Annotated in this window: 20 protein-coding genes and 1 riboswitch; of the genes, 1 reads left to right on the top strand and 19 read right to left on the bottom strand. The window is 33.9% G+C overall.

Going from position 1 to position 21,542, the window contains the following annotated elements:
- The first annotated feature begins 28 nt into the window (after positions 1-28).
- Positions 29-1,147: a site-specific integrase gene (locus tag BLT22_RS05010; RefSeq protein WP_091761286.1), complete on the top strand. Its 1,119-nt coding sequence runs from the start codon at positions 29-31 to the stop codon at positions 1,145-1,147.
- A 327-nt stretch (positions 1,148-1,474) separates the two neighbouring features.
- On the opposite strand, the gene glnA (BLT22_RS05005) is transcribed toward BLT22_RS05010, so the two are convergent.
- The 19 genes from glnA (BLT22_RS05005) to BLT22_RS12320 all read right to left on the bottom strand — a co-directional run.
- On the bottom strand, positions 1,475-2,824 hold the full coding sequence (glnA, locus tag BLT22_RS05005) for a type I glutamate--ammonia ligase (RefSeq protein ID WP_236048872.1): 1,350 nt from the start codon (positions 2,822-2,824) through the stop codon (positions 1,475-1,477).
- Between the two features lie 292 nt (positions 2,825-3,116).
- Complete coding sequence (gene glnA, locus BLT22_RS05000; RefSeq protein WP_091761282.1) at positions 3,117-4,457, bottom strand: type I glutamate--ammonia ligase; 1,341 nt, start codon at positions 4,455-4,457, stop codon at positions 3,117-3,119.
- 113 nt (positions 4,458-4,570) lie between these two features.
- Complete coding sequence (locus BLT22_RS04995; RefSeq protein ID WP_091761280.1) at positions 4,571-5,722, bottom strand: NAD(P)-dependent malic enzyme; 1,152 nt, start codon at positions 5,720-5,722, stop codon at positions 4,571-4,573.
- Positions 5,723-5,871: 149 nt separating this feature from the next.
- Positions 5,872-6,147: a non-specific DNA-binding protein Hbs gene (gene hbs / locus BLT22_RS04990; RefSeq protein WP_072694697.1), complete on the bottom strand. Its 276-nt coding sequence runs from the start codon at positions 6,145-6,147 to the stop codon at positions 5,872-5,874.
- A 321-nt stretch (positions 6,148-6,468) separates the two neighbouring features.
- Positions 6,469-7,782: a ribosome biogenesis GTPase Der gene (gene der, locus BLT22_RS04985; protein ID WP_087058488.1), complete on the bottom strand. Its 1,314-nt coding sequence runs from the start codon at positions 7,780-7,782 to the stop codon at positions 6,469-6,471.
- Between the two features lie 137 nt (positions 7,783-7,919).
- Positions 7,920-9,188 (bottom strand): 30S ribosomal protein S1, encoded by a 1,269-nt coding sequence (gene rpsA / locus BLT22_RS04980; protein ID WP_091761497.1) that lies wholly within the window; start codon positions 9,186-9,188, stop codon positions 7,920-7,922.
- A gap of 211 nt (positions 9,189-9,399) precedes the next feature.
- Positions 9,400-10,089 carry a (d)CMP kinase gene (gene cmk, locus BLT22_RS04975; protein ID WP_087058490.1) on the bottom strand — a complete coding sequence of 230 codons (690 nt, stop codon included), beginning with the start codon at positions 10,087-10,089 and terminating at the stop codon, positions 9,400-9,402.
- Positions 10,090-10,127: 38 nt separating this feature from the next.
- The gene (locus tag BLT22_RS04970) at positions 10,128-10,796 is read right to left on the bottom strand and encodes a LysM peptidoglycan-binding domain-containing protein (protein WP_091761278.1); all 669 of its coding nucleotides are present in this window, start codon (positions 10,794-10,796) and stop codon (positions 10,128-10,130) included.
- A 36-nt stretch (positions 10,797-10,832) separates the two neighbouring features.
- Positions 10,833-12,299: a RecQ family ATP-dependent DNA helicase gene (locus tag BLT22_RS04965; protein ID WP_091761276.1), complete on the bottom strand. Its 1,467-nt coding sequence runs from the start codon at positions 12,297-12,299 to the stop codon at positions 10,833-10,835.
- Positions 12,280-13,353, bottom strand: coding sequence for a YpbB family protein (locus BLT22_RS04960; protein WP_091761274.1), 1,074 nt, complete (start codon positions 13,351-13,353; stop codon positions 12,280-12,282). Before BLT22_RS04960 ends, BLT22_RS04965 begins: the two co-directional genes overlap by 20 nt.
- Positions 13,354-13,459: 106 nt before the next feature.
- Complete coding sequence (locus BLT22_RS04955; protein WP_087058498.1) at positions 13,460-14,077, bottom strand: ECF transporter S component; 618 nt, start codon at positions 14,075-14,077, stop codon at positions 13,460-13,462.
- A 184-nt stretch (positions 14,078-14,261) separates the two neighbouring features.
- Positions 14,262-14,384: riboswitch (FMN riboswitch) on the bottom strand.
- 81 nt (positions 14,385-14,465) lie between these two features.
- Complete coding sequence (locus BLT22_RS04950) at positions 14,466-16,277, bottom strand: sensor histidine kinase (protein WP_091761272.1); 1,812 nt, start codon at positions 16,275-16,277, stop codon at positions 14,466-14,468.
- A 9-nt stretch (positions 16,278-16,286) separates the two neighbouring features.
- The gene (locus BLT22_RS04945) at positions 16,287-17,045 is read right to left on the bottom strand and encodes a response regulator transcription factor (protein WP_283957928.1); all 759 of its coding nucleotides are present in this window, start codon (positions 17,043-17,045) and stop codon (positions 16,287-16,289) included.
- 160 nt (positions 17,046-17,205) lie between these two features.
- On the bottom strand, positions 17,206-17,928 hold the full coding sequence (locus tag BLT22_RS04940; RefSeq protein ID WP_087058501.1) for a pseudouridine synthase: 723 nt from the start codon (positions 17,926-17,928) through the stop codon (positions 17,206-17,208).
- A 66-nt stretch (positions 17,929-17,994) separates the two neighbouring features.
- Positions 17,995-18,558, bottom strand: coding sequence for an SMC-Scp complex subunit ScpB (gene scpB / locus BLT22_RS04935; RefSeq protein ID WP_091761270.1), 564 nt, complete (start codon positions 18,556-18,558; stop codon positions 17,995-17,997).
- Positions 18,559-18,576: 18 nt separating this feature from the next.
- Positions 18,577-19,326: a segregation and condensation protein A gene (locus BLT22_RS04930; protein WP_091761268.1), complete on the bottom strand. Its 750-nt coding sequence runs from the start codon at positions 19,324-19,326 to the stop codon at positions 18,577-18,579.
- A 31-nt stretch (positions 19,327-19,357) separates the two neighbouring features.
- Positions 19,358-19,714 (bottom strand): GNAT family N-acetyltransferase, encoded by a 357-nt coding sequence (locus BLT22_RS04925; protein ID WP_087058507.1) that lies wholly within the window; start codon positions 19,712-19,714, stop codon positions 19,358-19,360.
- Between the two features lie 22 nt (positions 19,715-19,736).
- Entirely contained in the window at positions 19,737-21,077 is a 1,341-nt protein-coding gene (lysA, locus tag BLT22_RS04920) for a diaminopimelate decarboxylase (RefSeq protein ID WP_091761266.1), read from the bottom strand.
- Between the two features lie 270 nt (positions 21,078-21,347).
- A partial coding sequence (locus tag BLT22_RS12320; RefSeq protein ID WP_218127240.1) for a hypothetical protein occupies positions 21,348-21,542 on the bottom strand: 195 nt, incomplete at its 5' end.

The following is a 21,542-nucleotide window of genomic DNA, read 5'->3' as shown; positions in this document are numbered from 1 at the left end:
ATTATAGCATAGATGAGGATGATTGATAATGGTAGTAAAAAAAGATGAAAAAACAAATACTTATTTTGCTAGAGTATCTTACAAAGACTTCGCAACTGGAAAATATAAAAGAAAATCTAAGTATTTTTTTAAACGTAAAAAAGATGCTGAAAATTGGGAAAATAAAATTAAAGGACAAGTAGTATCTGGATTTAATATAGGGCAAAATCCACTCTTTCCTGAGTTTTTTAAACAATGGGTTAAGACTTACAAATCCGTACCGAATGTTGCAGCTAGAACCCATGAAAATTATCTGACTACACAAAGTATTGTCGAACATTACTTTAAAGATATCCGTATTAAACAGATTAATAGGTTAAGTTATCAAGAGTTCTTAAATCATTTATCACATGTTAATGCCAAATCAACGAATCAAAAAATAAACAAACACATTCGTGCTGCAGTTAGAGAAGCAATCCGTTCACACATTGCTATATCAAATTTTACTGAAGATGTTACTGTCTCAGGTAAACAAGGACAACCAGAAGAAGAAAAGTTTCTTTCTGAAAAAGAAATCAAACAATTAATGACTGCAATCAAAACAGGAATCGACGATAGTATGGTAACTCGGTGGATGGCTATTATGCAATTCGCTGGAGGTTTACGATACTCTGAAGTTGCTGGTCTTACCTACTCAGATTTAAAGGATAATACTTTAAGAATAAACAAAGCTTGGGATTTTTCTAAAAAAGAACTTAGATCAACTAAAACAGATGGTTCTTCACGTACAATTAGAATTGAGCCTTCTGTTGCTAACCTTTTTAGATCGTATATTCTTCGAAAAAAAGAACGTGATTTTAAAGAGTCAATAAAGAATGAGCTTCTTTTTGTATCTCCGTATACTAATTATCCACCCACTCATGCAGCAATGAATAAAAGCTTGTCAAATGCATGTAAGCGTGCGGGTGTTGATAAGAGAACGTCTCACGCTCTTAGACATACACATGTTTCTCTCCTACTCTATCGGGGAATGGATATTGTGAGTATTTCTAAACGGATTGGTCATGCTAGTCCTAAGACAACAATGGAAGAATATTCTCATATTATCAATGAGCTGCAACATAAAAGTGATCAAATCTCCGATGAAATGGTTAGAAATATACTCTAAAAACTGCAGTTTAACCTCGCCGAATTATCGCCGAATTATATTATTTATGATGATAAGTAACGGTAAATAGTTTTATAAAACACGGATATATCAAGTTAACGGTAGATAAAATCAAACAGCATATGTTCTCTCAGAACGTAATAATCCCTTTCTAAACGTTGATCTAACGGTGTTTAACTTTAGTCACTGCCTAATTAGTGCCTAATAATTTTAAAAACACTCAATCTGTAAAATGATTGAGTGTTTTTTTGCGTCCTATTAATTATAGAACCTACCGAAAAAGGATGCTATTCAGCATCCTTTCTCCCATCAGAGTATTAGTCTAGATTAATATAAGTGTAGATATTGTTCTTTTTCCCATTGGCTTACAGTCGCTTTATATTGATCCCATTCCAGTGTTTTTGTTGCTACAAAATTCTTGAAGATATGTTCGCCAAGCGCTTCGATGATTGTATCATCTTTTTTCAAGCTCTCTACTGCTTCTAACAAGTTTCCAGGTAATGATTTAATACCTAACGATTCTAGTTCAGCAGCATCCATTTCGTAAATATTATCAGTTGTCGGTTCAGTTGCTTTTAAATCGCGTTTAATACCATCTAATCCAGCTTTTAGCATAACTGCTAATGCCAAGTAAGGATTTGTCATAGGATCAACTGAGCGTACCTCTAGACGTGTTGACATCCCTCTTGATTCTGGCACACGGATCATTGGTGTTCTGTTTCTTCCTGACCATGCAATATAAACAGGTGCTTCATATCCAGGTACTAGACGCTTATATGAGTTAACCGTTGGGTTTGTAATTGCTGTAAACGCTGGAGCGTGATCCATAAGACCAGCTAAGAATTTATAAGCTGTTTCACTTAATTGTAATGGCCCATTTTCGTCAAAGAAAGCATTGCCGTTTTCGTTGAATAAAGACATATTACAGTGCATGCCTGATCCATTGATACCAAAGATCGGTTTAGCCATGAATGTAGCGTGCAACCCATATTTTCTAGCTACTGTTTTAACAATTAGTTTGAACGTTTGAATGTTATCACAAGCTTCTACAGCATTGGCGTATTTCCAGTCAATTTCATGTTGTCCAGGTGCTACTTCGTGATGACTTGCTTCGATTTCAAATCCTAAGTCTTCTAGCTCAAGAACAATATCGCGACGGCAATTTTCTGCTAAGTCGTTAGGTGCAAGGTCAAAGTATCCACCATTATCATTTAAGTTTTCAGTTATTTCGTCATTTTCATTCAATTTGAATAAGAAGAATTCTGGTTCAGGTCCTAGGTTGAAATCAGTAAATCCTAATTCTTCTGCTTCTTTTAAAACACGTTTAAGATTTGTACGAGGATCTCCAGTAAATGGCGTTCCATCAGGATTCACGATATCACAAATCAAGCGAGCCACTTTTCCCTTTTTAGAAGAATCTGTTTCCCATGAGAAAACTAACCAAGTGTTGAAATCAGGTTTTAGATACATATCAGATTCTTGAATACGGACAAATCCTTCAATAGATGATCCGTCAAACATCATTTCTCCATCTAGTACTTTATCCAATTGTGTAATAGGTACTTCAACATTTTTAATGATCCCTAATATATCTGTGAACATCAGTCTTAAAAAACGGACATTTTTTTCTTTCACTTGCTCTTTTATGTATTCTCTAGTGATTGTTGTCAATTTAATTTCCTCCTAGTATTTTCAATGAATGTTTCTCCGTTAATACTTATGAAGAATAGCACTGATGATTTTTTGAATCAACAGTTACTGAATATCTAAAGGTGTTTGGCTTATTTACCTTTTTTAGTTAGGCGTAATTTCTATTTTGGTTATATATATTAACCCGAAATGAGCTATACCAATTATGTTTTTATATAAAAAAAGAGCTATTATATAGAAATAGAAAGGGTTATTCAAAAGTAACCAATTTTTCTATTTCTCTAAACAGCTCTTTGATTTGTTAGTAATTTATTTTTTATTAGTATGTTTCAAAGTATCTATTTTTTTCCCATTCTGAAACGGAAAGAGAATAATCAAACCAGTCTTGTTCTTTGGCTGAGACAAATCTTTCATAAATATGATTCCCTAATGCATCTTTGATCGTTTCATCTTGTTTTAAATATTGGACAGCTTCATAAAGACTTCTTGGGAGTGATTCAATATTATTGGCTGAACGTTCAATTTGATCCATATTATAAATATTCTGATTTACAGGATTTGGAGCAGTCTTCGCTTCACTAATCCCTTTCATTCCTGCTTTAAGTAATACAGAAAGAGCTAAATAGGGATTTGCACTGGGATCGACACTTCGTAGTTCTACCCTTGTAGACATCCCTCTAGAAGCTGGTACACGAACTAGTGGTGTACGGTTTGTTCCAGACCAGGCTACATATACTGGAGCTTCAAATCCAGGAGTCAATCGTTTGTATGAGTTTATGGTCGGGTTACAGATAGCCGTATAGGCTTGGGCATGATCCAATATTCCCGCAATAAACTGATAGGCTGAACGGCTCAATTGCTGCTCATCGTTTGCATCATAAAAAGCATTTCCTTCTTCAGTAAAAAGAGACATATTGAAATGCATTCCAGAACCGTTAATATCAGCAGCCGGCTTAGGCATAAAAGTTGCATGTAACCCGTGCTTACGGGCAACAGTTTTAACAATCAGTTTAAATGTCTGGATATTATCACAAGCTTCTATAGCATCGGCATATTTCCAATCAATCTCATGTTGTCCTGGGGCTACTTCATGATGACTTGCTTCAATCTCAAAACCTAATGCTTCTAACTCTAAAACGATATCCCTACGGCAATTTTCCGCAAGGTCTGTAGGTGCTAAATCAAAATACCCACCATTATCATTTAATGTTTTACTTGGTTTCCCATTTTCATCTAACTTGAATAAAAAGAATTCTGGTTCAGGACCTAAGTTGAACTCTGTAAATCCAGCTGTTCTCATTTCTTCCAGTACACGTCTTAAGTTACTTCTTGGATCACCGGCAAATGGGGAACCATCAGGATTATAAACATCACAGATAAAGCGAGCAATACGTCCATCTACACTATCTAATTCCCATGGAAAAATAAGCCATGTATCTAAATCAGGATGCAGTTTCATATCACTTTGATCGATATCTACAAATCCATCTATTGAAGATCCATCAAAGGCAATTTCATTCTCCATCACTTTTTCTAATTGACTTACCGGCACTTCCACATTTTTGATGATTCCATCAATATCTGTAAACATCAGACGAAGAAAGCGAACCTCTTTTGCTTTAGCTTGATTTAATATTTCCTCTTTCTTTAAGGAGGACATTGTTCAACACACTTCCCTTTCGGTTTCTATATTTTTACCATCTATTAGAATAAAGGTCATATAGAGAAGTGTCAACAAATACGCTTATTCTCTAATCTAATTAAAAGATTTATCTATTCTGCTGCTTCAGCAACGCTTCTAGCAACAATTTTTGCAATGGAAGGATGAAATACATCCGGAATAATATTTTCTGTTGTTAGTTCTTCTCTCGGTATGACGCTAGCAATTCCTTTAGCTGCAGCGATCTGCATATCATCTGTAATATTTTTAGCTCGTACATCCAAAGTACCTCTAAATATTCCAGGAAAAGCAAGTACGTTATTGATCTGATTTGGAAAGTCACTTCTTCCGGTTCCGACTATGAATGCCCCACCTTTTTTAGCTTCTTTAGGATCAATTTCAGGTTCAGGATTAGCCATAGCAAAAATAATTGGACGTTCATTCATCGTATTAATCCATTCTTTTTTCAAAACATTTGGTGCTGAAACTCCTATAAAGATATCTGCAGATTCTACAGCTTTTTCTAAATTGCCTTTTACTAACTTCTGATTTGTCTGTTCAGCTATTTCTTTGTGTCGTTCAGCTAAATTCTCGTCATCTTTAGAAATGATTCCAGCTTGATCAACTAATACAAGATTTTCTGCACCAGCTAGTATTAATTTTTTAGTGATGGCTATTCCAGCCGCTCCTGCTCCATTTACAACAATTTTCACTTCATTTATCTTTTTCTCGGTCAACTCCAAAGCATTATATATAGCTGCAAGAACAACTATGGCTGTTCCATGTTGATCATCATGAAACACAGGAATATCTAGAATCTCTTTTAATCTACTTTCGATTTCAAAGCACCTTGGAGCACTAATGTCCTCAAGATTTATTCCTCCAAATGATGGAGAGATTGCTTTAACATGAGAGATAAACTCGTCTACATCTTGTGTATCCAGAGAAATCGGTACAGCATCAACATCTGCAAATCTTTTAAATAAGGCTGCTTTTCCTTCCATAACTGGTATCGCTGCTTCAGGACCAATATTCCCCAACCCAAGGACAGCTGAGCCATCAGTAATTACTGCCACCATGTTTCTTTTAGATGTATATGTATAAACGTCATCTTTATTGTCAGCAATAGCTGAACTGACTGCCGCTACTCCTGGAGTGTAAGCTATAGCCAGATCTTCCATAGAATCTATTTTGATCTTAGAGCTGATTTCTATCTTGCCACCTAATTTTTTACTCATTGCAAGTGCCCTTTTTTTAATATCCATTTTTATTTTCTCCCATCTTATAAATAAAATAAATCTCGTATTCTCAGTATACGACAATAGAGAGTTGAATTAAATGAAGTATAAAAAATAAAAGAGCCCTGTCCCATTTACGGAACAGCGACTCTAAAAAGTATATACTTTTCGACGTACTATTTCACTGCATCTTTAAGTGCTTTACCCGCTTTGAATGCAGGTACTTTGCTTGCAGGAATTTGGATTTCTTCCCCAGTTTGAGGATTGCGTCCTTTACGTGCAGCGCGATCACGAACTTCAAAGTTACCAAAGCCAATTACTTGAACTTTTTCTCCGTTAGCTAGTGAATCTTTAATTGTTTCGAAAACTGCTTCAACTGCAGCAGTTGCGTCCTTTTTAGAAAGGTCAGTTGCTGTTGATACTTTTTCGATTAATTCTGCTTTATTAGCCATCGTACATTTTCACCTCCTCATAAGAAGATCCATGCAAGTCATTTTTGAATAACTTACGATCTTTCAAAACATCCCTTTTTCATTAAATGAATGCGTTGGGTGAAATAGTCTTCTTACGACATTTCAATTAAAAAGATACCATAGAAACGTTGATACTGCAATGATTTTGTTGAAAAGAATGTTTATTTTTATTTTTAAAAAATAGCGTTTTAGACTTGACTTATAAAGAAATATCTTATTTGCTTTTTTAGCGATTCTTTGTTAATTTTTCTACAATTTAACATAATAGTTAAAAACCCTTCAAAACGCTCCTATAGAGTCTTACGTGCGTCTTCTTGCAATAATATGAATAGGTGTACCTTCAAAATTAAAAGTAGCTCTAAATCTATTTTCTAAAAATCTCTTATAAGAAAAGTGTAACAATTCTGGGTCATTTACGAAAATGATAAATGTAGGAGGGCTTACACTTACTTGAGTCGTATAGAATATTTTAAGTCTTTTTCCCTTATCTGTAGGTGTAGGATTTGTTGCTACTGCATCCATTACTACGTCGTTTAAAATTGAAGATTGAATACGAATATTTTGATTATTATGCACTTGTTCAATAATGTCTGGTAATTTATCTAACCTTTTTTTGGTCGTAGCAGATACAAATATAATTGGAGCATAACTTAGGTACCTAAATTCTTCTCTTACTTCGAGCTCAAAATCTCTCAAAGTATTTGTTTCTTTTTCAACAGTATCCCATTTGTTGACAACAATGATAATGCCTTTGCCTGCTTCATGAGCATATCCAAATACTTTCTTATCTTGTTCTCGGATACCTTCTTCAGCATTGATAACACATAATACAACGTTTGATCTTTCAATTGCTCTTAAAGCTCTTAAAACACTGTATTTTTCAGTATTCTCATACACTTTACCTTTTTTTCTGATCCCAGCTGTATCTATAATTGCAAACTCCCGTCCATCATCAGTAACAAAGCGAGTATCTACAGCTTCACGTGTTGTTCCTTCAATATCTGAAACAATTACACGATCTTCACCAACGATAGCATTTACAATACTAGATTTTCCAACATTTGGTCTACCAATCACACTAAATCGAATTGTATCCTCATCATAATCATCTTCTAAATCAGCTGGAAAATTAGCGATTACTGCATCTAACAAATCTCCTAAACCTAACCCATGGGATCCTGATATCGGATAAGGTTCCCCTAAACCTAGTGAATAAAATTCATAGCTATATGCTCTTGATTCTGGATTATCTGCTTTATTAACAGCAAGCACTACAGGCTTACCAGAACGATATAGCATAGGGGCTACCACTTCATCAGCATCCGTAACTCCTTCGCGGATACTGGTAAGCATAATGATGACATCTGCTTCATCAATAGCAATTTGTGCCTGATTTCTGATTTGCTGATTCAATGGTTCATCTTCCATTGTTATTCCACCTGTATCGATAAGTGAAAATTCTTTTCCTAACCATTCTGCTTCAGCATAAATTCTATCACGTGTTACTCCTGAAACGTCTTCTACAATGGAAATTCTTTCTCCAACAATTCGATTGAAAATAGTCGATTTCCCAACATTAGGTCGGCCGACAATTGCTACTACTGGTTTAGTCATATACGTTCACCTTCTTTCTAAATTTTCAAAAATTTAAAACTAGCTTTTCAAAAACATACACCCAACCTTCCAAAAACGGAATCCCGCATTTAGAAGTTTGGGTGCTCTCATTTTAATTTATTCAAGACAGAATCTCTTTATTCTTCGTCATCATTATTCATAAAACTAGATAATTGATCTCCAATTTGATCTCCTAATGTGAAAGAGCTATCTTCATCTTCATCTCTAAGTGAAGGTTGTTTAATATCAGGTTTAGGTGAAGATTTTTTAGATGATTCCTTTTGTTGAGGCTCCGGAGCATCTTCTAATGCTTTAATACTTAAAGAAATTCTTTCTTCCTCTGGACTGATACTTAAGACTTTTACATCAATTTCTTCGTCTTTGGCAACAACTTCATGAGGTGTTTCTACATGCTTGTGAGCCATTTCAGAGATGTGTACTAACCCTTCAACTCCAGGTTTCACTTCTACAAAAGCACCAAAATCTGTAACGCGTTTAACTTTCCCTTTTACTACAGATCCTACAGGGATTTCTTCTTCAAGATTATCCCAAGGTCCAGGTAAATTATCTTTGATAGAAAGCGAAATACGTTCTTGTTCTTTATCCACACTCAATACTTTAACTTCTACTTCGTCTCCGGTAGAAAGTTTATCTTTAGGGTGCCCAATACGCTCATGAGAAATTTCTGAAATATGAACTAATCCGTCAACACCACCTACATTAACAAAAGCACCAAAGTTAGTTAATCTAACAACCGTTCCTTTGACAGTAGATCCTACTTCTAGAGATTCAAGAGCAGCTTCTCGTTCTTTTGATTGTTCAGCTTCAAGTAATACTTTTCGTGAAAGAATCAATTGACGTTCATTTGGATCGATTTCAAGTATTTTGAAAGTATAAGTGTTACCTTCGAACTGATTAAGGTCACTGATATATTGAACATCCATTTGAGAAGCAGGAACGAATCCTCTCACACCAGCATCAACAGTTAATCCACCTTTGACTACACGAGTAACAGGCGCATCAATTGTTTCACCATTATCATATATTTTTTGTAAATCTTCCCAAACTTTTCTTTGATCAACACGTTTTTTAGAAAGAACAAAGCTACCCTGTTCTTTATCTTTAACATCACGTAATACTACTACATCAATAACGTCTCCAACTTTAACAACTTCAGATGGATGATCAAATCGTTCAGTAGATAATTCACGTGGAGGAATAATACCTTCTTGTCCGCCTCCTAAACCTACAATAACTTGTTTGTCATTGTCGATTACAAGAACCTCACCTTGAACTAAATCTCCTGGAGCGATATCAACTACATCTCTTAATACGTCTGACATAGATTCCGCATCAGAGTCAGAATCTATTGCAGGCTGAACTTGCGCATTTTCGTTTTCAGCCATTACATCTTCAGGATCTGAGTCAGCAGGAGTATTAACCACTACTTGGTTTTCTGCTACTTCTTGAGCTTCCTGTTCTGTTGTTTTGTTTTCTACTTCTTCGTTCACATTTTCTTTGTCTGTCATCTTATATGTGCCTCCCAATGCCAATATTTCTACTCAACTAATTGTACATAAAATCAGAATATTTTTCCACTAAAACATTTTGAGCTAGCTATTTACGCAGTTTCGGATATTTTTCAAAGATAATTTTTTTAATCTGTTCCGCCACTTCATCAATCGATAAGGCTGTTGTATCTATTTCAAACGCATCATCAGCTTTTCTTAATGGAGAGACTTTTCGAGTCGAATCTTTATAATCTCTTTCACTGATTTCTTGTTTTAATTTTGTTAAATCTGATTTGATTCCTTTTTGCCTGTTTTCCTTATATCTTCGCTCAGCTCTTTCATCAACGCTTGCCACTAAAAATATTTTCACGCTGGCGTCTGGTAGAACAACAGTACCGATATCTCGACCATCCATTATTACATTTTGTTTCATCGCTATTTTCCGTTGTCGATCTACTAATACTTCCCGTACTAACGGATGTGCTGCTACAATGGATACAGCATTTGTAACATCATTTTGTCTAATATCATCTGTCACTTCTTTATTATTACAAAAAACTGACTGTCCTTCTTCAGTTCTCTCAAATTCAATTGAAACTCTTTCCAATGCATTTACAATTTTTTTCTCGTCTGTCAGATCAATGTGTTCCTTAATTGCTACGTAAGTAATTGTCCGATACATAGCTCCGCTATCCACATAAATTAAATTTAATTGATCCGCAATTCTTTTTGCTACAGTACTTTTTCCAGATGATGCTGGACCATCTATTGCAATGATGAGTTGTTTATCTTCCAATTTTTTCACACTTTCATAAATTAATCATGATCTATTACTTATTGTACGTTTAACTTTTGTCCTACATACACTGACTCATCACTTAAACCATTTAATTTCATCAACTCTTCTGTTGTCATACCATGATTTAGTGCAATACGGTACATATTGTCACCAGCTTTTACTACGTAAGTCTCAGTAGCAGCTTCTGGTTGCTGACTTGTTTCTTCTGAAGGTGACTCAGTATTTGTAGACTCATTAGCATTATTCGAACTGCTAGCAGCTTCGGGTGACTGATCAGCCTCTTCTGTTTGTTTCTTTTCCGGTTGTTCCTCAACTTTAGGCTCTTCTGGAGTTTTTTCAGGCTCTTCTGGAGTTTTTTCAGGCTCTTCTGGAGCTTTTTCTGGTTCTTCATCTTTAGGTTCGTCTTTTTCTGGTTCGTCTTTTGTATCCTCACTAGTATCCGCATTATCATTTTTTTCTGCGACAGTTGTTGATTGAGGTTCATTATAATTAGCTTCATGATTACTATACCAAACGTATGTACCTAACGTTACAACGATAACTAAAACTAAAAAGATAACCGTTACAGTCAATATGGGAGAGATGCTTTTTTCACGTTCTCTTTTAGCTTTTCGAGACATGGTTTGTTCTTCGTTATAGTCAACCTCTTCATCGAAACGTTTTGACCACAGTTCTTCCATTGACTCGCGATCTTTCTTACTCATCGTACTTCCTCCTTAAATTATATCATTATTATTGTATCATATTTTTCTGTTTTTAATAGATTCATCATCAATTTTGTACAATTCTTTTAACCGATTTCTCCAATTCATGTCCACATTTTTATTTACTATTGAAATACTCTCATCTTCAAAAAAAATCTGCTCTAATTTTGAGTTACATGAGCTACAACAGTTAGATGTCGTAGTATCTAGGATTTCATCGAAATACCCTAGTATAAAAGATCTTTTACAACCTTTATGCCAAATATACTGTATCATAAATTCTAACTGATCACTTTTTAAATTTTCTCTAATTTCTATTTGCCTACTCGCAACATTAAGTGGAACTTTAGATGTTTGATAGTATTGAGCAATTTGTACTTTTGGATCTTCTTGGTTAAATTTTAAATTATGACTATTTTTATATACATAACTAAGTAATGTCTTATCTGGTAAGGCATCTTCTTGTAGTCTTTTTTGAATATATTGATCTCCGTATTCAAAAAGTAAAATTGCTATACCGTCTTTGCCATCTCTACTACACCTACCAATTTCCTGAAGGTACATTTCTGGATTTGAAGGTACATGATAATGAATAACAAATCGGATATCTGATTTATCAATCCCCATTCCAAATGCACTGGTAGCACAAACAATCTGTATTGAATTCTCAATAAATTGCTGTTGTATTTTAATTTTATCGTCTGTTAAAATATCTGAATGATAACTTTCTACTAGTAGTCCAAGTTCACTTCTTAACTCTTGAGCATATTCATCTGCCATTTTTTTACTGGAAAAATAAATAATACCAGGTTTTTGTAATTTTTTTACATATTCTTTTAATTTTTCTTTTTTATTACCTTCACATATTTCTACTTTTAGCTTTATAGCATCTCTATTGACAGAATAGATTACTTCTTTTGTATGCTCTGCATCCATTTTCAAAGAATTTTTGATTTCCTCTCTTACTCTATTAGTTGCAGTAGCAGTCAAAGCGATTGTTACAGGGTTATTCAATTTTTCTTTAACTTCACCTATTTTTAAATAATCTGGTCGAAAGTCCATTCCCCACTGAGATATACAGTGTGCTTCATCTACTACCAAAAGAGCTAACGGAACCTCTACTAATTTATTAATTATAAAATCATACTGAATCATTTCTGGAGAAACATAAAGAAATTTAAGGTTATTTAAATTATTAAAAATTCTTTTCTTTTCTTTGTATGAAGATAGACTATTTAACGCTGCCACCTGTCGTTCACCAGCTTTTTTAAGCCTTTCAACTTGGTCTTGCATCAAAGAGAGTAAAGGAGAGATAACTAAAACCAACCCCTCTTTTAGATAACCAGGTAGTTGATAACATACAGATTTCCCACTTCCTGTTGGCAGCATAACTAGCGTGTCAAAATCATGAAGTACAGCATCTATCGCTTCTAATTGACCCGGTTTAAATGCCTTGAACCCGAATTTTTCTTCCAAAGTTTGTTTAATTATTGATAGATTCATTTCTAATCCTCTCGATCTCTACTAAACGATACCACAAGAATTGTAAATTTTTATTTTCTTGCTTTGCTTTTTGAAAATTAAAATACGGATCTTTTTTAAAGGCATAATGAAGTTGTTGATAAATTTCATCTGGAATAAATGGTTTGATGTTAAAAGTCTGTTTGACCAACGTAATCTCTAATATATGTTCATGAATCGTGCTTAACTTTAAGTTTCGCTTAAGCGCAATATCTACTAACTTAATTCTATTTTTAATATAAACTGCTGTTACGTAAGTACTTTTTGACAATCCATAATAGTGGTTCTCATTAATCTGATGTAAAAATGATTTCAAAAGTGTACATTCTGATTTGTCTATTAAATAAATCAATTGTTCCACAATTTGATCTAGTAAAATATATAACTCAACCGTATCCAAAGAAAGAATTTCTGCAAGTTGGCGGTTTGTATTCCCTACTAGTTCATGTCCAGTTAGTTTCCAAACAAGCATCATTGCTTCTTCTTCAGTCAACTTTTCTAATATTATCTCTAATTCACTAGACCAGTCTTTTGCTAAATTAAGTAAGGGTTTATCTAAACTAGTCAGCCATTCTTTAACAGCTACTTGTTGAACAGGATCTTTGATAGTGGGACTATACTGTTTGTTCTTATAAGTTGCTTCAGAAAAAATTTGAGATACTAACTGAAACTGATAAAAAAAAGACTTTCGAATCGTTGCATTTTCTAATGAAACAATTTTATCTGGATAATCTCTATTTAGGAAATACTCTTTAAGTACTTCTGATCCCTTTTTTGACAATTTATAGCCTTTATTTTCACTGCTTTCAATCCATTTCATTTCAACGAGTTTTTTTAACTGTTGATCTAGTGTACTTTTTTTTAATGTTTTAAATAAGCCAAATGCAGAATATAATTTTTCTTTTTCTACTTTAAATAACATCGATGGCGTTCTTCTACCATGGAAAATATGAATTAACTGTGCTGAATTCAAAGAAGAATCTCGATTAAATAAAGATAATATAAAATATGTGATATATTCAACATTTGAAACCATCCACAACTTCCTTTCATTCCACTAGAATACAGGTTAATCACCTTTTTTTCAATATAAAAAGGATGATCACAGCGATCATCCTTTTGTACATTAATAAGTCTATAAGTTAGATAATTTTATCGTTATTTAAAACCGCAGTTCTAGATTGATTTTTATACAATTTCTTTCTAGATTTTGTTAACCACGGATATAGTTTTTGAAAAGCTGCGAAAAAGATTACAGAAACTATTGTTCCTTTTATTAAATTGAATGGGATGATCGCTAGAAGTAAATAGTCAGATAAAGGACCTACTTCGAACCCCATTACAGCCATATAAGCGGGAACTAAGAAAACCCAGTTCAATAATGACATCACTATCGTTAACGTAATCGTTCCAAGTATGGATGCAACAACTTTTTTCTTCAATTTCAATCCATATCTAGTAATAATCAAATAAATTGGAAGTGTAAAAGAAAGTGAAGCAATGAATTGAGCTGTATCTCCAATCGGTAGTCCTGCTTCTCCACCTTTTTGAACAAAAGACAATAAAGAACGGATAAAGGCAATAACGATGCCACCTACCGGACCATACACATACATACCGAAAAGAATCGGTAAATCGCTAAAATCTATTTTCAAAAATGATGATGCAGGTAGTATAGGAAATGCAAACATAGAAATAATCCATGCTAAAGATGCTAATATCGCAATTCCTACCGTTTTATGGGTTTTGATGCTTGACATTGAAAATCCTCCTAGAAGGATTCATCACTCTGGGAATGAACTTATTGATTCTTTGTCTATTTACCATTCTTTTTCAAGAAATAGAATTGTACTTGTTTTGTACTCTAGAAATACAAAAGCTCTGTCCAATTCCACCTCAGGAAATTGAACAGAGCTAAATAGACATGTTTAATCAGTCAAAAAGCTCCATCTTCTTTATACCAGACTATACTGTCGGTACTGGAATTACACCAGTTCAGCAAAACCGAAGTTTCGCTCGTGGACTTTACCACCGGTCGGGATTTACACCCTGCCCCTGAAGATGAATCATATTTTTTTATACTATACAAGTAGTACAATACCATTATACAAAACGATTATTAAATGTCAAGGTCTGTGCATAATATATTTAATCAAGGGTTTCTTCTTGATCAATTGGTAAGTGAATTATAAAAGTTGAACCACTGCCTAAATTAGATTCGACACTTAGTCGTCCTCCATGTGCTTCTATGATGCTTTGAACGACTGATAGCCCTATTCCAGTACCAGAAATATTATCTGAATAGTTTTTGCGAGATTTATCTGCCTTAAAGAAACGATCGAAAATATAAGGAATATCTTCTTTTGGAATTCCTGTACCAGTATCTCTCACTTGCATAATAATTTCTTCTAAATTATTATCTTCAAAAAGTCTAAGAGTAACTTTTTTTGTTTCTTTGTCAGTCATTCCAGTATGTCTAATGGCATTATTGATTAAATTAACAAAAACTTGATCCATTTTATCCTTGTCAATTGGAAATACTATATCTTCATATGGAAGATCTAATTCAAGGTTAACATTTACTTCTGAAGCCATTTTTCCAAATCGAGCTTTTAAAGTATTTAAGTACCGATTTAAATTAATTGGATCTTTTTCAATCTCAATAAATCCAGCTTCCATTCTTGAAAGATCTAGCATTTCATTAACCATTCTATTCATTCGTTGAGCCTCATCACTGATGATTTGGGCCATTTCTTTTTTCTCATCAATTGTTTCTGCAATATCATCTATGATGGCTTCACTATATCCTTGAACCATAACAAGTGGTGTACGCAATTCATGAGATATATTACTAATGAAATCAACTCTCATCTTGTCTAATCTATGTTCATGGGTCAAATCTTTCGTAGAGACTAATATGCCTCGAATATCAAGTGTATCCTCTTCAATTAATGGCATAATGGTTACCTCATAATAGAATTCAACCATCTCAATATGAAATTGAGAATATTTCTTAGTATCAACAGCTTCTTTTAAACTGTTTTCAATATCCACATAATTCTCTTTTGTAGAAAAATTCCCTCTTTCTACTTGATACTGTGTTAAAAATAAATCACCAGCGGGATTTGACAAAATCAATGTCTGATCAGAGTCATAATAGAGAATGCCTGTGTCTATACTCGTCATAATATGCGACAGCAATTCCTTTTCTTGTCTCACTACCGTTCGATTCGTTTCTAACGAATGTCCCATTTTATTCATCGCCATTGCAAGTTCAGATAAATCATCACGACCAGATACTGGTAACTGATGACTAAAATCATCTCGTGCATAATCGAAAGCAATATTGGTCATTGCATTAATAGGTTCTGAGACATTTCGACGAAGATATAAATAATAAATATAACTTAAAAAAATATTAAACAATATAAGTACAACTATTGCGATGGAAACCATTCTTTCTATTCTTGAAATAAAAGATAGGTCTACATAAGCATATACCGCATAGTTCTCTCCACTATAATTAATATGATCAATATGAAAAATATAGGGAGTTTTACTTTCATAATCAGGAGCCAGGTCTGATCTAATATGAATTTCTTCACTCGCTTGCAGATCTGCTCTGAGATCGGGGTTATCCAAGATTTTCTGATAAACATTCTCAGAAAACTGTAAATCCCACTCACCTTGATCATCCAGATACTGATCTTCGGTGCGAAGTGCAAAATTAATTTTTGAATGAATTACGTTTGCTTCCTTCAGGTAATTGAAAATAAATGTGGGATCACTTTCTGATAATTCTCCAACGTTAAGAATAAATGATTCATAATCATTTAGATAGTTTTCTTTGATTTGTTCTGAATAAAAATGGTTATAGAACAGAGACGTGGCAACTAGGGATAAAAGAATCAGTCCAGAAGTAGTCAGCCAAATTCTAATCGCAACGATATTTAGCTTCATACTCTAGACCTACTCCTCTTCTTCATGAGGGTAAGAATTCAATTTATAGCCAAGCCCCCATACAGTCTCTATCATTTTTGCTGCCGTTTTAGATTCTTTTTTCAACTTCTCTCGTAGTCTTTTTACATGCGTATCTACCGTACGTAAGTCCCCAAAGAACTCATACTTCCATACTTCTCTAAGCAACTGTTCTCTACCAAAAATTTGGTCAGGAGAAGACATCAAATAGTGAAGTAAGTCGTATTCTTTTGGCGTTAAATTAACTGTTTTACCGTCAGCTGTAACTCTTCTAGAGTCATTATCGATCTCTAAATGAGGCAGGGTAAGCGTATCAGATACACTGGCAGCTTTACCCGAATTACCTCCGCTAGTCTGGCTTCTTTTTAAAATTGCAGACACTCTTAAAACAATCTCACGAGGACTGAACGGTTTGACAATATAATCATCGGCTCCTACTTCAAAACCTTGTATCCGATTTAATTCTTCACCCTTAGCAGTTAACATCATAATAGGTGTTTCTTTTTCTTTACGCAATTCTTCTGCTACTTCTATTCCATCCATTTCAGGCATCATAAGATCTAGAAGAATTAAATCATAATCATTTTCTAACGCTAATTTCAAAGCTTTTTTACCGTTCTCAGCTTCGTCAATTTCATAATGTGCTTTTTCAAGATACATTTTAAGCAATCTTCGTATTCGATTTTCATCATCTACTACTAATAGCTTTTTTGGTTGCTCTACATTTTCCTGCATTATTTCATCCGTCACGATTCGACACTCCTTAGAACGTGATACTATTAAGTGAATTCAAGTTATAGATATTTTTATTCTCTGCTGGTACTTAACATCAATTATAACTAAGATGAAAAGATTGTGCCACTAATTCAATTCAACAAATTTAATGCCTTCAATATACTAGGGGATGATTCTATTCATCTTCTACTAATTGTTGTAGTTTATTAATTTCAAATTGTTTAAGTTCTCTCCAGACACCAGACTGCATACCTTCGACTGACAGAAATCCATATTGAGTTCTTGTCAATTTTTCAATGGGATGATTAATAGCTTTCATCATTTTTTTCACTTGATGATTCTTACCTTCATGAATAGTCAGTTCTACTGTTGAGTAATCTTTCTTGCGATCATAATTAGTAATTCTTGCTTTTGCTGGAGCAGATTTAACTTTATCAAAGACTACTCCTTTTTCAAGTTGTCTTATATCTTCTCTTGTAACTCGACCTTTAACTTTAGCTAAATATGTTTTTTCTACTGCGTACTTAGGGTGCATAAGTTTATTGGCAAGCTCACCATCATTTGTTAAAAGCAAAACACCTGTAGTATCATAGTCTAACCTACCTACTGGATAGATTCTTTCTTCTACTTCATGTAACAAGTCGACTACTGTTTCTCTATTTTTTGGATCACTTGCTGTGGAAACAACTCCTCTTGGCTTATTCAACAAAAAGTAAACCAACTTTTCTTTTTGTATAGGTACACTATCGACTTCTATCGTATCGGATCTTTTAACCTGAAACCCTAATTCAGTAATCACATCTCCATTGACTTTCACGCGACCTGCTTCTATCATACTTTCTGATTTTCTTCTTGAAGCAATTCCTGCATGAGCCATGACTTTTTGTAATCGTTCCATCTGACCCCTCCTTTAATCTATTTTATGTATCATTTTATCATTAATGCTTTTGAAATTTATTATTTTTTAATCTAATGTTTGTTGGAAATTTTCAAAAAAAAGGGAGGTTTCCTCAACTTCGTCCTCTATTGAAAGTTCTGGTAACTCTGATAGTCCATTTAATCCAAAATAATCTAAAAAATAATCCGTTGTACCGTATAAAACTGGTCTTCCAGGGGCTTCTAAGCGTCCAACTTCTTTAATAAGATCTCTTAACTTTAATTTTTGCAAAGCAGTTGCTAATTGCACACCCCTTATTTCTTCTATTTCCATCCTAGTTACAGGTTGCTTATATGCAATAATTGCCAGTGTTTCTAATAAAGCCTTACTTAACTTTTGCATTAAAGGTGACTGAGCATATCCACTGACGATGGTTGAATACATTTCTTTGGTTACTAATTTATATTTATTTGCAGTTTCAATAATCGTAAGTGCACTAGAATTTCTACTATTATACTCATTCAATAATTTATCAAGCGAAACTAGTACATGATCAGTCGTAGCATTAGTCAATTTAGCCATTTCTTTCAGAGACAAACCATCATCACCTGCAACAAATAATAATGACTCATATATAGCTAATTCGTTCATTCAACCCCGCCTTTTACCTTAAAAATCATTATTTAAAAAAGCCAATTTAATATCTGAGAATGTTTTATCTTGTTTGAAATCAACTTTATTTTCTTTAATCAATTCTAATAACGCTAAAAATGTTACTACAACTTCTTTACTCGAATAACATTCAAAAAGATGACGAAACGTAATGGACGAGCTTGGACTATCCTTAATTTTAAATTCTATCCATTTCATTTTATCTGTAACCGATATTTCTTCTGTTTCTATTGTAGTTTCTTCTGGTTCTTTCAATTCATTTCTTCTAATCAATGCCTGAAATGCCTCTATCAAGTCTATTAAATCAACGTCTCCTTTTTTTAAAGGAATGTTTTCCTGATATTCAGTAACATCCGTAGGCTCTTTTGTAAAAAAATCTGCTCTTTCAGATTGTTTATATTCCAGTTTAGTCGCAGCATTTTTAAATTTCCGATACTCTAGCAACATCTCCATTAATTCTTCTCTGGGATCCTCTTCCTCTACAATGAACTCTTCTTCGTTCCAAGCATCATTTCTAGGAACTAGCATCTGGCTTTTAATAGACATCAAGGTTGCAGCCATTACTAAATAATCTCCAGCGACATCAAGCTGTAAGATTTGCATTGCATGAAGATACTCCATATATTGAGTTGTGATTTTTGCTATAGGAATATCATAAATATCGATCTCATATTTGTTGATCAAATGAAGTAGAAGATCTAACGGTCCTTCAAAAATTTCTAAGTTCACTTTCCAATGCTCTGTCATAGTATTTACCTCGTATAATCTAATCTTTCTATCAACTTTCAGTATGCCACTTAGCAATTAAGGGACCAGTTTCTATTGTTCCAACTAATTGTTTAGGAGCATACTTAGCTGCTAAGGCGTCTAAAAGACGATGAGCAAGGCCTTCTTCTCTAAATGATGGATTTATTGAGATATGTCTAACTAAAATAAACTCTTCTTCAATTTCAATTCCCAGAACTCCAACGAAATCGTTAGTTTCTTGGCTTTTCCACAAAAACAACTGGCGATTGTCTTCTTGGGCATACCAAGTCAATTCTTTCATTAATCGATTTGTTTCTTTCAAATCTGGTACATAAGATAATAGACCCATTGTAATTTTCTGATAGTCAGCTTTGTATTCTACAAGCATCCATTTCCCTCCATATTTTAACTCAAATTGAATCAGCGATAGGATTTTCTAACCTCATAAAGTCGTCATACGATTCTCTTTTAATCGCTAAAAAATCTTGTCTATTTTCAACGAAGACAACAGCCGGACGGGGCAATCTATTATAATTGCTCGCCATAGAATATCCATACGCTCCAGTACTCAATACTGCAAGATAATCTCCTTGCTCGACTTCTGGTAAAGACAAGTCCCAAATCAGCATGTCTCCACTTTCACATGCTTTTCCTGCTATAGAAACGGTTGTATCATACTGAGCATACACTTTGTTAGCTAAAATACCAGTATATTTAGCTCCATAAAGTGCCGGTCTAATATTATCAGCCATACCTCCATCTATTGAAACATACCGTCTGACTCCAGGTATATTTTTTTCTGTTCCAATAGTATAAATGGTTGTACCGGCTTCTCCAACGATACTTCGCCCCGGCTCAACCCATATTTCAGGTAATTCAATCTCTAATTCTATTGCATATTTTTCAACACTTTTAACAATGCTAGATACATAATCTTTAATGGCCAGAGGCTCATCTTCTTTAGTATATCTTATACCAAAACCACCACCAACATTTAAAACTTTTAAATCAAAACCAGTTTCTTTATTCCATTGTTTAGCGTGTTTCATTAATCTTTCTATTACAGCTTGATATCCATCAGTCTCAAATATCTGAGAACCTATATGGGCATGAAGTCCAATTACATTGATGTATGAACATTCTAGAGCTAATTTTACAGCTTTTTCTGCTTGTCCAGAAGTAAGATCAAATCCAAATTTAGAATCTTCTTGACCTGTAGTAATGTACTCATGTGTATGAGCTTCAATGCCTGGGGTAATTCTAATTAATATATTAATATTTTTCTGATGTAAGCTTGTTAATTGGTTGATCATATCTAATTCAGTAAAATTGTCAACAACTATACAGCCAATATTATAATTTAATGCTTCTACTAGTTCTTGGTGAGACTTGTTATTGCCATGAAAATGGATTTTTTCAGCTGGAAAACCAGCTTTGATTGCCAAATGCAATTCTCCTCCTGAAACTACATCTAGCGAGACTCCTTCTTTTACGAGAATCTGATATAATGCTAGAGACGAAAAAGCTTTACTAGCATAAGCAACCTGAGTCGGTTTTTTATATATGGAAAAAGCTTTTTTAAACTCAGATAAGCGAGATTTAATCAAATCAATATCGTAAACATATAAAGGTGTTGAGTATTTTTCTGCTAAAAAAACAGTGTCTACTCCTCCAATTTCAAGATGATTTTTTTCATTTATTTTCATCGACCCTTGAAAGTCTGGAATATTTTGATTATCAGATGAATTCATTTATAAATACCTACATTTCTTTAGTCATAATTTTACATGCATATTTATATTAGCTATTTTGATCATTTTATCTAGATATCAATGAATTTATTACTCATGACAATAATACAGATATCTATTATAAAAATCAAATCGCCCTCTTCTTTGTGTGTGTCAAGTTGTTGTAGGAAATCTCTAGAATCACTTTTTCCTGTTATTGTTTTTCGCTGTTTACTGAGGGATATGGGCTCTTTGAGCCTTTCTCCCTCAGTAAACAGCCTTAAACTCTCTTTATTTTAGTGCTTTAGCCAACTGTCCCAGAGCGTGAGAAGACGCACAGTACTTTCCAATACCGCCTTCAATCACACCGATTGATTTTTTAGTTTTATATTTCTTTAGTAATGTACGGATTATCCCTTTGAATTCAGGGATAATTTCCTGTTTAAAAGCAGGAATCGTTTCAGTTAGCGCTTGTAAAAACAAACC

Source organism: Marinilactibacillus psychrotolerans (assembly GCF_900101525.1).
GTDB lineage: Bacteria > Bacillota > Bacilli > Lactobacillales > Carnobacteriaceae_A > Marinilactibacillus > Marinilactibacillus psychrotolerans.
This window is presented reverse-complemented; position numbering and strand designations above follow the sequence as displayed.